Source organism: Shewanella putrefaciens (genome assembly GCF_016406325.1).
Taxonomy (GTDB): Bacteria; Pseudomonadota; Gammaproteobacteria; order Enterobacterales; family Shewanellaceae; genus Shewanella; species Shewanella putrefaciens.
In genome coordinates this window covers 3,229,406-3,242,579 of record NZ_CP066370.1, presented here as the reverse complement: position 1 = coordinate 3,242,579, position 13,174 = coordinate 3,229,406, and the positions used below count along the sequence as shown (strand labels likewise).

At 44.0% G+C, this 13,174-nt stretch carries 16 protein-coding genes; 2 read left to right on the top strand and 14 right to left on the bottom strand.

Annotation, left to right across the window (positions count from 1 at the left end; all coding sequences use genetic code 11):
- Positions 1-67: 67 nt before the first annotated feature.
- Positions 68-535: a DNA starvation/stationary phase protection protein DpsA gene (gene dpsA, locus JEZ96_RS14545; RefSeq protein ID WP_011788399.1), complete on the bottom strand. Its 468-nt coding sequence runs from the start codon at positions 533-535 to the stop codon at positions 68-70.
- A gap of 207 nt (positions 536-742) precedes the next feature.
- Here dpsA and JEZ96_RS14540 point away from each other — a divergent pair, with 207 nt between their 5' ends.
- Together JEZ96_RS14540 and rimI are read left to right on the top strand one after the other, a co-directional pair.
- Positions 743-1,093, top strand: coding sequence for a DNA polymerase III subunit psi (locus JEZ96_RS14540; protein ID WP_011788400.1), 351 nt, complete (start codon positions 743-745; stop codon positions 1,091-1,093).
- A 23-nt stretch (positions 1,094-1,116) separates the two neighbouring features.
- Entirely contained in the window at positions 1,117-1,614 is a 498-nt protein-coding gene (gene rimI / locus JEZ96_RS14535) for a ribosomal protein S18-alanine N-acetyltransferase (RefSeq protein WP_025008471.1), read from the top strand.
- Between the two features lie 67 nt (positions 1,615-1,681).
- Here the strand turns inward: rimI and lipA are convergent, their stop codons facing one another.
- From lipA to JEZ96_RS14470, 13 genes are all read right to left on the bottom strand, one after another.
- On the bottom strand, positions 1,682-2,647 hold the full coding sequence (gene lipA, locus JEZ96_RS14530) for a lipoyl synthase (RefSeq protein ID WP_011788402.1): 966 nt from the start codon (positions 2,645-2,647) through the stop codon (positions 1,682-1,684).
- Positions 2,644-3,297, bottom strand: a complete 654-nt coding sequence (gene lipB, locus JEZ96_RS14525) for a lipoyl(octanoyl) transferase LipB (protein ID WP_011788403.1) — start codon at positions 3,295-3,297, stop codon at positions 2,644-2,646. Before lipB ends, lipA begins: the two co-directional genes overlap by 4 nt.
- A gap of 93 nt (positions 3,298-3,390) precedes the next feature.
- Positions 3,391-3,657 carry a DUF493 family protein YbeD gene (ybeD, locus tag JEZ96_RS14520; protein ID WP_011788404.1) on the bottom strand — a complete coding sequence of 89 codons (267 nt, stop codon included), beginning with the start codon at positions 3,655-3,657 and terminating at the stop codon, positions 3,391-3,393.
- Between the two features lie 118 nt (positions 3,658-3,775).
- On the bottom strand, positions 3,776-4,951 hold the full coding sequence (locus tag JEZ96_RS14515; protein WP_014611130.1) for a serine hydrolase: 1,176 nt from the start codon (positions 4,949-4,951) through the stop codon (positions 3,776-3,778).
- 145 nt (positions 4,952-5,096) lie between these two features.
- On the bottom strand, positions 5,097-5,942 hold the full coding sequence (locus JEZ96_RS14510) for a septal ring lytic transglycosylase RlpA family protein (protein WP_011788406.1): 846 nt from the start codon (positions 5,940-5,942) through the stop codon (positions 5,097-5,099).
- Entirely contained in the window at positions 5,926-6,990 is a 1,065-nt protein-coding gene (gene mltB, locus JEZ96_RS14505) for a lytic murein transglycosylase B (RefSeq protein ID WP_011788407.1), read from the bottom strand. The genes JEZ96_RS14510 and mltB overlap by 17 nt, the downstream gene beginning before the upstream one ends.
- A 16-nt stretch (positions 6,991-7,006) precedes the next feature.
- Positions 7,007-8,113: a rod shape-determining protein RodA gene (gene rodA, locus JEZ96_RS14500; protein WP_011788408.1), complete on the bottom strand. Its 1,107-nt coding sequence runs from the start codon at positions 8,111-8,113 to the stop codon at positions 7,007-7,009.
- Positions 8,110-9,966: a penicillin-binding protein 2 gene (gene mrdA, locus JEZ96_RS14495; protein ID WP_011788409.1), complete on the bottom strand. Its 1,857-nt coding sequence runs from the start codon at positions 9,964-9,966 to the stop codon at positions 8,110-8,112. The genes rodA and mrdA overlap by 4 nt, the downstream gene beginning before the upstream one ends.
- Positions 9,967-10,027: 61 nt before the next feature.
- The gene (gene rlmH, locus JEZ96_RS14490; RefSeq protein WP_011788410.1) at positions 10,028-10,498 is read right to left on the bottom strand and encodes a 23S rRNA (pseudouridine(1915)-N(3))-methyltransferase RlmH; all 471 of its coding nucleotides are present in this window, start codon (positions 10,496-10,498) and stop codon (positions 10,028-10,030) included.
- Entirely contained in the window at positions 10,498-10,827 is a 330-nt protein-coding gene (gene rsfS, locus JEZ96_RS14485) for a ribosome silencing factor (protein WP_011788411.1), read from the bottom strand. Before rsfS ends, rlmH begins: the two co-directional genes overlap by 1 nt.
- 107 nt (positions 10,828-10,934) lie before the next feature.
- On the bottom strand, positions 10,935-11,582 hold the full coding sequence (gene nadD, locus JEZ96_RS14480) for a nicotinate-nucleotide adenylyltransferase (protein ID WP_011919761.1): 648 nt from the start codon (positions 11,580-11,582) through the stop codon (positions 10,935-10,937).
- A 9-nt stretch (positions 11,583-11,591) separates the two neighbouring features.
- A complete protein-coding gene (gene holA / locus JEZ96_RS14475; protein WP_025008473.1) occupies positions 11,592-12,623 on the bottom strand; it encodes a DNA polymerase III subunit delta in 1,032 nt (343 codons plus the stop codon).
- Positions 12,624-12,675: 52 nt separating this feature from the next.
- On the bottom strand, positions 12,676-13,170 hold the full coding sequence (locus tag JEZ96_RS14470; RefSeq protein ID WP_011788414.1) for an LPS-assembly lipoprotein LptE: 495 nt from the start codon (positions 13,168-13,170) through the stop codon (positions 12,676-12,678).
- Positions 13,171-13,174 lie beyond the last annotated feature (4 nt).

The window sequence follows — 13,174 nt, the reverse complement described above, 5'->3', positions numbered from 1 at the left end:
CAAAAAGTCGCCAAGTGTTTACTTAGCGACTTTTTTACTTTGGTCAGAGCAATAATCTATTTAGCGATTACTCTGCGAGTAAGCTACGAAGCATCCAAGCATTTTTTTCGTGAAGTTGAATGCGTTGGGTCAGTAGGTCGGCGGTTGCTTCATCATTTGCTTTGCTGACGAGTGGATAAAGTGCCCGTGCATTGCGGATAACGATTTCCTGATCGTTAAGTAGTTCGCGGATCATGGTTTCAGCCTTGGTTACCCCTTGATCCTCTTTGATTTCTGTCAAGGATGCATAGGCTGAATATGAGCCTAATGCTCTGGCTCCCAGTGCCCGTACTCGCTCGGCGATCAGATCAACGGCTAAAGCAAGCTCAGTATATTGCTGCTCAAACAGTAAGTGTAAGCTAGTGAACATTGGGCCTGTGACATTCCAGTGAAAGCTATGGGTCTTAAGGTAAAGACTGTAGCTGTCAGCCAATAGTTGGTTTAGCCCTGCGGCGATTTCTTCTCTGTTTGTTTGGTTGATGCCGATATTAATCATGGTATTTTCCTTTCAGTGCCCTACTCAATGGACCAAGAATAACAGGTCATAACTTCAAATAAAGCGATTAAAATAGATTTAACAAATCGCATAAATAGATTGGAGATTTTCTCGCACAGTCATAGTTTATAAGGTTAGTAACATTAACAACGCATAACTGGTATTCTTACGCCATTGTGATTTACGAGTGAAGAGCCTAACTAACCCATGAATAAATCAGCTTATTTAGAAGCCATGGCGATTACCTCTTGGCGTATACGTGACACTAAGGTTAAGCCCTATCAAGTCATTTGGGATGCCGATGGTGCGTTGCCGCAAGCCCAGACGCTTATTGAGCAAGTGCTTGAGTTAATTGGCGTTACGCCAGATGAATGTGATTTTGATTGTCAGATCCATAAAGGAAAGCAAATTATTTGGGATTTGCGTCGCCATAAAGTAAGGCCTCGTACAGCTTGGTTAGTCTCTGAGCCACTAGCGAGCTTGCTTGTCGGGAGTGAGGCTAAACGCGCCTTATGGTCACAGATTTGTCAATGGCGTGAGCAACACAGTAAGGCATAAATCACTGCTTCGGAACTTAATGTGTGAATATTCAAGACTCTAAAATATTAAACCCACAGTTAACTTTAGTGCGTCTTGGGCAAATGGATGTACCGCAAATGGCTTCAATTGAAGCAAGCGCACATTCTCATCCCATGAGCGAAGGCAATTTAGCCGATTGTTTTGGCACGTTATACCGCGTATATGGTTTATCGCTAGCGGGAGAAATGTCTGCTGAAACGTTAATTGGTTTTGCCATTATCCAACAGATCCTCGATGAAGTGACCCTACTGGATATTTGCTTAGCCCCTGAGCACCAAGGTTATGGTTATGGCAAATTATTATTGAGCGAAGTGATTGAAGCTGCAAAAACCTCTGGTGCTGTGGTGGTGATGCTTGAAGTGAGAGAGTCTAATCTTGCGGCACGAACTTTATACCAAACAATGGGTTTTAATGAGTCTGGCAGGCGTAAGGGATATTACAGTACAGATGATGGGAGAGAAGATGCTATTTTGATGGATTTCACCATCACCTCTGAATAACCTATTTCACGCAATAAAAAAACAGCGCAATGGCGCTGTTTTTTACAAAGCAATATTAAACAATAGGTTATTTAACTTCTTTACCTTGTGCTTGCAGATCTGCATGGTAGCTTGAGCGCACTAATGGGCCACAGGCTGCATGGGTAAAACCTAATTCATCGGCTAAGGCTTTAAGCTCATCAAACTCTGCTGGTGGTACATAGCGTTCAACCGGCAGGTGGAATTTAGAGGGCTGCAGGTATTGGCCTAAGGTCAGCATTTCAACTTTATGTTCACGTAGATCGCGCAGTACTTGCGCGATCTCTTCGTTGGTTTCACCCAGTCCCATCATCAGGCCAGATTTTGTTGGCACGTTTGGATGACGTTCTTTAAAGCGTTTTAGCAAATCGAGTGACCACTGGTAGTTAGCACCGGGTCTGGCTTTGCGATAATGCATGGGTGCCGTTTCTAAGTTGTGGTTAAACACATCAGGCGGCTCAGTTGCTAAAATATCTAATGCTGCATCGATGCGTCCACGGAAATCCGGTACAAGGATTTCAATCTTAATCGCAGGGTTCAGTTTGCGGATTTCTCGAATACAATCGGCAAAATGCTGCGCCCCACCATCACGTAAATCATCACGATCTACCGAGGTGATAACCACGTATTTAAGCTTCATATCGCGGATCGTTTGTGCCAATTTAACTGGCTCTTCGGCGTCGGGTTTTAAAGGGCGGCCATGGGCAACATCACAGAATGGGCAACGACGAGTACAAATTGCACCCAGAATCATAAAGGTCGCTGTACCGTGGTTGAAGCATTCCGCGAGGTTAGGGCAGGATGCTTCTTCGCATACAGAATGCAAGCCATTGCTACGTAGGGCTTGTTTAATATCTAAGATACGTTGATTAGAAGCGGGGAGTTTTACCCGTAACCAATCGGGTTTACGTAACATAGTATCGCGCTCGGAGGGCACAATCTTAACCGGAATACGAGATACTTTATCGGCATCCCTTAATTTGACTCCGGGCTGTAAACGTTCTGGCCTATTCATGACGCTGCTAATCCTTGATGATGAACTAGATGTTGGTAGCCCAATAATTGGCTAAAAGTAATAGTGAGTTGTTCGCCTGCTTCTGTCACGGTTTGCGGTCCGCCAAGCGCTTTGGATTGTACCATTTCAAGGCCGGCATAACCGCAAGGGTTAATTCGGCGAAATGGGGCAAGGTCCATATCGACATTTAAGGCTAATCCATGGAATGAACAACCTCTGCGGATGCGCAATCCAAGGGAGGCAATTTTGCGTTCATTAACATAAACGCCTGGTGCATCAGCCTTAGCGTAGGCTTGGATATCATACTTAGCGAGCATATTGATAATGCTTTGTTCTATATGGGTCACGAGTTGACGGACGCCGATTTTACTACGTTTGATATCAATAAGAGGATAAACCACTAATTGCCCTGGGCCGTGATATGTCACTTGACCACCGCGATCCACTTGAATAACGGGGATATCGCCAGCATTTAAGATATGTTCACTCTTACCTGCTTGGCCTTGGGTAAACACGGGTGGATGTTCTACTATCCACAGTTCATCAGGGCTTTCACTATTACGAGTGTCAGTGTAATGCTGCATGGCATGCCAAACTGATTCGTAATCTTGTTTTCCTAGATGTCGGATATGTAAAGTCGTGTCTTGCAAGGGCAACCTCTCCCCTTAAAATTGAGTGGCGTCATTATACGCCTCTTGCGCATAAATGTAAGATAGATCACATTTTACAGCCTTGAGGAATACTTACAGGACGCGACGAACACCTTCAATAGCGGCAAGTTCGGTATACAAAGTTTCAATATGATCTTTACTGGTGACAGTGACGCGAATAGTGATTGAGTAATAGCTTCCTTTGCTTGATGCCTTGGTTGTCGGAGCATAATCACCAGGAGCATGCTTTTGAACGACGGCTACGACTCTATCCGTTAAAGCTTCATGGGCATCACCTACGACTTTGAATGGGAAGGCGCAGGGAAAATCCATTAATTCATCAAATTTGGTATCTAACATAATCAGTGCTCTTAACCTGTAGTTCTTTGTATATGGCGACGATTATACCCGATTCAAGGGTTATGCACTCCCCAAAAAATAAAGCTACCCTGAGGTAGCTTTATTTTTGTGATTTAACTTAGCTAAACCATCCAGAAAACAGCTGTTTAAAGTAGTCAACTAATTTACTAAACCAGCTCCCCTCATTCACTTCTTGTAAGGTGACTAATGGGTATTGTGCTATGTCTTTTCCATCTAATTGGAAAAATAGTCGACCTACAGTTTCACCTTTTTTCAGCGGCGCATCCAATGGCTTAGTTAACTCAAAGTTGGCTTTTAAGTCTTTTGCGCGGCCACGGCTGACAGTGATCGGTGTATCAGTTGCAACGCCTAAATCGACAGTGCTCTTATCACCGTACCAAATCTGTTGAGTGGTAAAGTTATCACCTGCTTTATATGGCGTAATCGTTTCAAAGAAACGGAAGCCATAGGTAAGCAGTTTTTTGCTTTCTGCTTTACGGGCGGCTTCACTTTGTGTACCCATCACGACAGAGATCAAGCGCATACCATCTTTGGTTGCCGAAGCGACCAAGTTATAACCTGCTCCAGAGGTGTGGCCAGTTTTAATGCCATCCACATTCATACTGTTATCCCACAATAAACCATTGCGGTTATATTGTTTGATCCCATTGAAAGTATAGAATTTTTCACTATATACACGGTATTCTTCAGGCACGTCTCGAATAAGTGCGGCACCTAACAATGCCATATCATAAGCAGTTGTTTTGTGGTTATCAGAATCAAGGCCGTGTGAGTTTTCAAAGTAGCTATCACGCATCCCAAGCTGTTTTGACCATGAATTCATCATATCGACGAACGCACCTTCGGTTCCAGCGATATGCTCAGCCATGGCAACACAGGCATCATTGCCTGATTGGATGATAATTCCTCGGTTTAAGTCTGCAACTTTTACGGTTTTGCCAACTTCGATAAACATTTTAGAAGAATCAGAGAAGTTTTTAGACCACGCATTTTTACTGATGGTCACATCATCTTCAGGGGAGACATTGCCAGCTTTAATTTCTTGGCCAATAACATAACTGGTCATCATCTTAGTTAAACTGGCAGGGTTTAGGCTCTCGTAGGCATTGCTTTCTGCAATAATTTGGCCCGAATAGTAATCCATCAAGACGTAAGCCTTGGCGGCAACAGTGGGTGCATCAGGTGTAACAATAGGCTGCGCAGCATAAACAGGGAGAGAGACACTAGAAATTAGCAGCAATGTTTTAATGGGACTTTTTACAAAATTCATCATTAACTTGGCACGTCTTTTGGTTGTATTGAATGAAAAGGGCTAAATAGCTTCGCGAGTATACCACCCTTCGACAGGGGTTTTTAGTGAAGGTTCCTTCATTTGTGGTATTTTTCAGTGAAATCGATATCTTAGGCTAATTAATTTACTACTCATGAACTATATAGCTTTCAGGATATCCGTCTTGTTTGACTTTATTAAGCATCTTATCGGCGAGTTCCGCTTGGCCGATAGGACCGAGTTGTAGCCTAAACATATTGTTTACGGGTTGCACTCGGGTCTTAACTTGATATTTTCGCTCAAGTTCTTTTGCTATTTTATTCAGTTTGGCGCGATCCTTAGAGGCGACTAACTGAATGTAGTGATTGCCAGTGTCGTTGATGCTGGCAATGGCTGAACTGGTACCTGCAATACTACCGATATAAATCACCTCGAGTTTAATGCGGGCCGTACCAGTGGCAAGCATGCCGAGTTTATAGGCTGCGGCATAGGATACATCCAGAATACGATCTGAGTGAAACGGGCCGCGATCATTAATGCGGATAATTACTTGCTTATTATTTTCTAAGTTAGTGATCTTCGCATAACTTGGCAGGGGTAAGGTTTTATGTGCCCCCGACATGGAATACATGTCGTAAGGTTCACCATTGGATGTTTCATAACCGTGAAATTTTTCACCATACCAAGAGGCTCTTCCTGTTTCGGTAAAGCCTTGACCGGTATTCATCACATTGTATGACTCGCCATAAACCGTGTAGGGTTTATTTCCCCTGCGGCTATAGGGTTCATATTTGGGCGTCGCATTTGGCACGTGATCCACATTCGGTGGATTGAGTGGCATTTTGTCATTTTTTAGCGAATAGCGCCCCTTATTGGGGTCCATATTTTTCTTGCTTACATTGGTACTCGCCTTGTCGGGTGTTGAAGAGCAAGCTGCAAGTGTGAAGCATATGAGCAAAGCTAAAAGCAGTGGACAGTTATTTTTTAGAGGCATGCTGTTCTTTTAATTGTTGGCTAAATTGATAAACGGCCATGGAATATAAAGGGCTGCGGTTATAGCGAGTGATCACATAAAAGTTATTAAGGCCAAGCCAATAGTCAGTTTGATCTGCTTGTTTGAGTTCAATTAGCAAGGCTTTTTGGGATATATCTAAGTTTCTTGCATTGGCTAAGGTTAAGGTCGGACTCAGAATGTCTGCGACGCTATCGTTAAGTTTTTCCCCAGCCCATACTTTAGCTTTGGGTGCTGATTTACTCTTGTTGACTAAGGGTAAGGCAACAGGTGCATTGGCCTGCCAACCATGTTCGTGGAAATAATTAGCCACACTGCCAATGGCATCCTCAGGACTTTTTAATAAATCACGGTTACCGCTGTTATCAAAGTCAACGGCATAATGACGATAGCTGGAGGGGATAAATTGTCCGTAGCCCATGGCGCCAGCGTAGGAGCCCTTGAGGCTATTGATATCTAAATGTTCTTCTTTGACCAACTTCATCAACTCGCCAAATTCCTTGCGGAAAAAGCTGGCTCTCGGTTCGTAATAAAACCCTAAGGTATAAAGCGCATCAATAACCGGATAGTTGCCTGTGTACTGCCCATAGAAGGTTTCAATGCCAATAATGGCAACGATAATCTCGGGTTCTACTTGGTATTTTGCTGCTGCTTTGGCAATCGTAGCGTCGTGTTTTTTCCAGAAGGCGAGTCCAGCTTCTAAGCGTTTCTCGGTTAAGAAGATGGGATAATATTGGTGCCAAGGTTTTGCTTCCCAAGGACGCGTTATCGCATCGATGACCGCTTGGTTATAGTTGGCCTTATTAAGAAAGGCGATAGTTTCCTCGCGAGTGAATCCCTGTTGCATTTGAGTTTGGATAAACTCTTCTTGCAACGCCTCTGGAAGTATTGGCGTTGGAGCTCTGACGGCTTCAACTGCTTGTTCACCAGCGGGAGTTTGTACTGTGTCGCTCGGGGTTGAGCATGCAATAAGGCACGAACTTAAACAAAGTAAACCCAATGGAGCTAAATAAGCTCGAAGAATAAGCATAAAAAAGTCCCTAAAATTATCTATCGACAAAACGTCTGTGGGTATGAATGCTCATTAGAATGCCAAACCCTGTCATCAATGTCAGCATTGAGGTGCCACCATAACTTATCAAGGGAAGCGGCACACCTACTACAGGCAGAATACCTGAAACCATACCAATATTCACAAAAACATAAACAAAGAAAGTCAATGTGATACTACCCGCGAGCAATCTTGCAAAACTGGTTTGTGCGCGGGATGCGATGACTAATCCGCGACCAATAATGTAGAGATACATGATGAGAAGGATAATGCTGCCCACTAAACCAAACTCTTCACCTATGACGGCAAAAATAAAGTCGGTATGACGTTCGGGGATAAATTCAAGCTGAGATTGGGTGCCATCAAGCCAGCCTTTGCCCCAGAGGCCTCCTGAACCAATGGCAATTTTTGACTGAATAATATGGTAACCCGCACCAAGCGGATCTTGCTCAGGATCGAGTAAGGTCAGTACACGAGTTCGTTGATAGTCGTGCATCAAAAAATACCAAAGGATAGGTAAAAAGGCCAAAATAGCGGCGACAAAGGTACCTACAATAGCCCAACTCATGCCCGATAAAAACAATACGAATATGCCTGAAGCGGCAACCAAAATGGATGTTCCAAGATCGGGTTGTTTTGCGATAAGTAGCGTAGGTACAAGTAAAATGACTCCAGCTCCCGCCAAATAGCGCTTTTTAGGGGGAAGTTGAAACTTACTAATATACCAAGCCATAGTAATAGGAAAGGCGAGTTTAATCAGTTCAGAAGGTTGGAACTCCATAAAACCTAAATTCAACCAGCGTTGTGCGCCTTTATTAATTTCGCCGAAAAAATGTACGCCGAGCAGCAAAACAATCCCTGCTAAATAAATAGGCAGCGCCCAGCGTTTCAGCGCTTCAGGATTGATTTGTGCCATAATAAACATAATGACCAGTGATAGCACCATTCGAAATAACTGGCGTTCCATCATGCCGAGATCTTCACCACTTGCTGAATAGATAACAAACAGTCCAAACCCCATTACGGCAAACAAACCAAGTAATAGGGGAAGATCGATATGCAGACGTTGCCAGATATTCTGATGTTGTGTATGGGCACTCATGGCGTTGGTTTCCAAGTGTCTCTAAGCATGTATTCATCCAGCATGGCACGAGCAACTGGACCTGCATTCGCACCACCCCAACCCGCGTTTTCCATGACGACTGCGAGTACGATTTTAGGATCTTCAAAGGGGGCGTAAGCAATCACTAATGCATTATCACGAAAGTGTTCTGCAATTTTATCCGCATCGTATTTTGTATTTTCAGCTACGCCAATTACCTGAGCCGTTCCTGTTTTCATTGCAGCTGAATAGTTTGCATCGGTGAAACGAGATTTATGAGCCGTCTGGCGCATCGCTTCATTGATAATATTCCAGTTACGAGCATTCTTAAGTTCTATTGGCGGTAACTCATTAACTGGAGTGTCAATTTTTGCCGTATTATCCTTGATAGATTTAAGTAAATGCGGCTGAAAACGACGCCCCTTATTGGCTAAAATGGCAGTAGCATTAGCCAGTTGTAATGGGGTCGCTGTCCAATAACCTTGGCCGATCCCAACTGAAATGGTGTCACCTATATACCAGGCTTGATTGTATTTTAAGCGTTTCCAATCCTTAGAGGGCATATTACCTGCGGATTCCTCAAAAATATCTATTCCGGTATTTTGACCAAAGCCAAAAGGTTCCATAAAACGCGCAATGGCATCGACGCCAACTTTATAAGCTAACTCATAAAAGTAGGTATCACAGGATTCTATAATCGCACTATAGACGTTAACCCATCCATGACCCCAACGCTTCCAATCGCGATATTTACGTTCTACACCTGGGATTTGCCAAAATCCAGGATCCCAAATGCGAGTATGTTCAGTAACGACTTTTTCATCCAAGCCGAGTAGGGCAACCATAGGCTTAATCGTTGATGCGGGCGCATACTGTCCTTGGGTTGCCCTGTTGATCAAAGGTCGAGATTTATCATTGAGTAAATCATTGTAATCTTTGCTGTTAATACCTTGAACAAATTGGTTTGGATCATAACTTGGGCTTGATACTAATGCTAAAATGCCGCCATCTCTTGGATCTATCGCGACAATAGAACCCTTATGTCCTTGAAGTAACTCCACTGCCTTTTGCTGCAGTTTTAAATCGATTGTTAGATATATATCTTGCCCAGGCTCTGGCGGCACAATTTTTAAGGTGCGGATTGTGCGGCCACGGTTGTTCACTTCTTCTTCGAGATGGCCCGGAATACCATGTAGTAATGATTCATAAAACTTTTCAATCCCTTGCTTACCAATATCTTTGGTTGCAGCGTAGTTTTTCCATAGATCACTACGTTCTAACTGGGCGCGATCACGGGTATTAATTTTTCCCACATAACCGAGCACATGGGTTAATTGGCTATTGTAAGGATAATTACGTTTTAGCCCTGCTTCGACAGAAATACCGGGAAATCTGTGCTGGTTAACACTAAAAATCGCCACTTGTTCTTCAGTAAGCTGGTTTTTAAGTGTGAGCGGTTTAAAGCGGCGATGAAATTTCAGTGCTTCGGTAAAGTTTTCTCGTTCTTCCTCGCTGATCTCAATGAGCTTGCCTAGCTCATCTAAGGTCTCTTGCATTTTTGAGATTTTTTCGGGGATAAGATCGAGGGAATAAAAGGGTTGGTTTTCAGCTAGGAGTATACCGTTTCTATCGTAAATTAAACCACGGCTGGGGGCGATAGGGACAACACGAATACGGTTATCGTTAGAGCGGGTTTCATAATCCTTATAGGATTCAACCTGTAGATGATAAAGGTTGGTCACCAATACGCTTAATAGGGCGACTACACAGCAAAAAGTGAATAGCGCACGGCGCTTAAAGAGTGACGCCTCGGCGGCGTGATCATGCATTGTTATCCGCTTTTTTGGCGACACTTATGCTTTCTCCGGCTGATCCCATAACGGGTAGTTGGCACTCGTTAACATTAAGATCCCACTATTCTCTGTGGTAAGGGTGATTCGTGTTTACACTCCACGCGCGGTATAAACTTTCTGCAACCACAATCCGCACAAGCGGATGGGGTAGGGTTAATGCCGAGAGGCACCAACTTTGATGGGCAGCGTCTTTACATGCTGGCGCTAAACCTTCTGGTCCACCAACAAGCAAACTGACATCTCGGCCATCGAGTTGCCATTTACTCAGCGCAGTTGCAAGTTCTGGGGTTGTCCAGTTTTTACCGGGTAGATCTAAGCTAACAATATGATTGCCTTTGGGAATCGCAGCCAACATTTGCTCACCTTCCTTTTGCAGGATACGAACGATATCGGCATTTTTTCCCCGCTTTCCGGCGGGTATTTCGATAAGCTCCAGCGCCATATCACGGGGAAAGCGGCGCTGGTATTCTTCGAAACCACGGGTAACCCAATCGGGCATCCGTGTTCCAACGGCGATGAGTTGCAACTTCATCAGGCTTGCTTTTCTGACCAGAGCTTTTCGAGCTGGTAGAAGTCGCGGGTTTGATCTTGCATAACGTGCAGGATCACATCACCCATGTCTACAAGTACCCATTCACTGCTGTCACGGCCTTCAACACCAATAGGTGGAATGCCTGCTGCTTTTGCTTCAACGACTAGGTTTTCTGCGATAGCTTTAACGTGAGTCTTTGATGTACCTGAACATATGACCATGTAATCGGTAATGTTAGATTGCTTGCTAACATCAATCACAACGATATCTCTGGCTTTCAAGTCATCGATCTTGTCGACAACAAATTGTTTTAATTCCGCGCTCTGCACGCTGACTTACCTCATTAATTTTAAATAGCGCGGTAGTATATCAGTGTTAGACCACGGAATACATTGGATCGGCTGCCCTGTTTGCGATATCTAGGGAGATAATTAGGTTAAGACAAATAAAGTTGTTGTTTTTGAATGTAATTCAAGGTGACAGGCATAAGTGCATCCGTCGGGATTTTTCCTATGGCTAACGCTGAACGTATTTGGGTGGATGAGATATCTTGAGGTGTAATATCAACGGTGAAAATACGGCCATGGATTGGGTGATGTTTTTGGGGGGGATTTTTGAGTGTATCTATTGCTGCACTTCTCGCCATGAGTACTTGCTGCATAGGGTGTTCGTTTGATAAGTGCCAGCCCGGACGCTGGCATAGCACAAGATTGGCAAATCCAAATATTTGTTGCCATTTATGCCAGCTTTGTAGGTGGATAAATGAGTCCATCCCCATAATAAAAAACAATTCAGCATTTGGATATTGTGTGCTCAGTTGTTCGAGGGTGACGACTGTATAAGAAGGGGTATCTCGATTGGCCTCTATATCACACAGCTCGAATCCCGCTAACTCTGCACAGACATCGGCCACCATTTTGAGGCGTTGCGCTGTGGATAAATTGGGCTGATGTTTATGGGGCGGGATATGGTTGGGCATTAGCAGGACTTTATCTAAGCCTAGCGCCTCTTTCACCTCTATTGCAGGGCGAATATGGCCGTAATGTATGGGGTCGAAGGTGCCGCCTAAAATACCAATACGCATATTCTTTACTTAATCTAAGGTTATATGGGCCAAATGTTGATGGGCTTTAGGGTCAAATAACAGACAAAGATGACTAAGCCCCGTCCAATCTTCTTTACCCTGTTGTTTTAAATTAAGCTCAATCTTGGATGCAAATACAAGCATATACTCAATTTGCTCTAGTGTTAGTCGTTGCAAAGCCGCTTGATACAAGGGTTTACGCTTATCCCAAATACGATGTTTTCCCCAAAGAGTATTCAACGCTATGCCTTGCGCTTGCTCATTTTTGAGATTGAGTAGCAGGTTTAGCTCTTTGAATAAGGTCCATAGCAAGATAGGTAGAGCAGTACCCTCACCATTAAGTTGGGCTAACATATGCTGTGCACTTTGTTGTTTATTGAGCAGTAGCGCGTCACTGAGTTGAAACACAGTAAAGCGGGACTGATCTTCAAAATAGTGGCTGAGTTCATCTGCACTAACGGGTTTGGTCGGGCTTAACAGTTGCAGCAGTTGCATGGCTTGATCGGCTGCGAGTAAATTACCTTCATACAATGAATACAGCATAGCGCGGGCATCATTTTGCAGTTGCAGCTTAAAGTGCTGAAGGCGTGAGTCGAGCCAGCGCATAAACTGATCCCCCTCGGGCGTTGCGCAGGGAATATACATACCCTGGGCATCGAGAGTCTTAAACCATTTGCTGTTAGTTTGTTCGCTAGACAGTTTTGGCCCCTCGATAATCAGTAACATATCAGGGTTGGGCGTCTGTAATAGGGATTGTAATGTACTCGAGCCTTCTGCGCCGGGTTTAGCTTGGGGAAGTGTAAGTTCTATCTGGCGTTTACTGGAAAACAGACTCATAGCCTGCCATTCCTGTGTGAGATCATTCCAATTAAAGCCCGTTTCTTGGATCAGTTGGACTTTTTCATCGAAACCTTGGCGTTTAGCCAATTGGCGTATTTGATCCTTAGTTGTTTCAATTAACCAAGGATCATCGCCAAAAATCAGGTAACAGGGCAATAGTTGATTGAGATGGCGAGAGAGTTGATCTGGATAAACTCTCATTTAGTCGTTGTCCAGCATTAATGATAAACCCGCATTTAATTGTCATTCCGCATTAATTTACCTCAATACTTGCCATCGATTGTAAAATACGATCGGCAGCTTGAATGCGCATTTCTTTGACTAGCAGTTCCATTTCACGACTCTTAGCCAATGCGGTGCGGGGGTCGTCCAAGTAATCACGTCGAATTTCAACCCTAAAGGGTTGCGCCTCTTTACCGGGTAAGGCTACGGCAAACTCTACAAAGTAAATTAACTCGTATTCAGCCACATTCCCAGTGGAATAAAGCGATAGTGTCGAGCGCTCTAACGAGTCTGTTATCAACCTTAACACGGGAATATCATTAGCAGCATCAACTACTTTAACGTTGTTCAGGCGCAAACGCTCACGCACTAAGCGGGTGAGTTCACTGTATTCATCCGGGCTAGTCAAACTTAATTGATTGAGCACGTTTGGGATCTGATAACTTCGTTGGAGCTTAAAACCGCAACCAGCACTGGTCATAATGACCAGTGCGATAATTGCGAAAGCTAACCGTTTAATTAGCATAAGT

What these genes read in the sequence shown, in the direction of transcription:
- dpsA (WP_011788399.1), bottom strand. Translation starts at nt 535, where the DNA reads ATGATTAATATCGGCATCAACCAAACAAACAGAGAAGAAATCGCCGCA.
- JEZ96_RS14540 (WP_011788400.1), top strand. Translation starts at nt 743, where the DNA reads ATGAATAAATCAGCTTATTTAGAAGCCATGGCGATTACCTCTTGGCGT.
- lipA (WP_011788402.1), bottom strand. Translation starts at nt 2,647, where the DNA reads ATGAATAGGCCAGAACGTTTACAGCCCGGAGTCAAATTAAGGGATGCC.
- ybeD (WP_011788404.1), bottom strand. Translation starts at nt 3,657, where the DNA reads ATGTTAGATACCAAATTTGATGAATTAATGGATTTTCCCTGCGCCTTC.
- JEZ96_RS14515 (WP_014611130.1), bottom strand. Translation starts at nt 4,951, where the DNA reads ATGATGAATTTTGTAAAAAGTCCCATTAAAACATTGCTGCTAATTTCT.
- JEZ96_RS14510 (WP_011788406.1), bottom strand. Translation starts at nt 5,942, where the DNA reads ATGCCTCTAAAAAATAACTGTCCACTGCTTTTAGCTTTGCTCATATGC.
- mltB (WP_011788407.1), bottom strand. Translation starts at nt 6,990, where the DNA reads ATGCTTATTCTTCGAGCTTATTTAGCTCCATTGGGTTTACTTTGTTTA.
- rodA (WP_011788408.1), bottom strand. Translation starts at nt 8,113, where the DNA reads ATGAGTGCCCATACACAACATCAGAATATCTGGCAACGTCTGCATATC.
- rlmH (WP_011788410.1), bottom strand. Translation starts at nt 10,498, where the DNA reads ATGAAGTTGCAACTCATCGCCGTTGGAACACGGATGCCCGATTGGGTT.
- nadD (WP_011919761.1), bottom strand. Translation starts at nt 11,582, where the DNA reads ATGCGTATTGGTATTTTAGGCGGCACCTTCGACCCCATACATTACGGC.
- holA (WP_025008473.1), bottom strand. Translation starts at nt 12,623, where the DNA reads ATGAGAGTTTATCCAGATCAACTCTCTCGCCATCTCAATCAACTATTG.
- JEZ96_RS14470 (WP_011788414.1), bottom strand. Translation starts at nt 13,170, where the DNA reads ATGCTAATTAAACGGTTAGCTTTCGCAATTATCGCACTGGTCATTATG.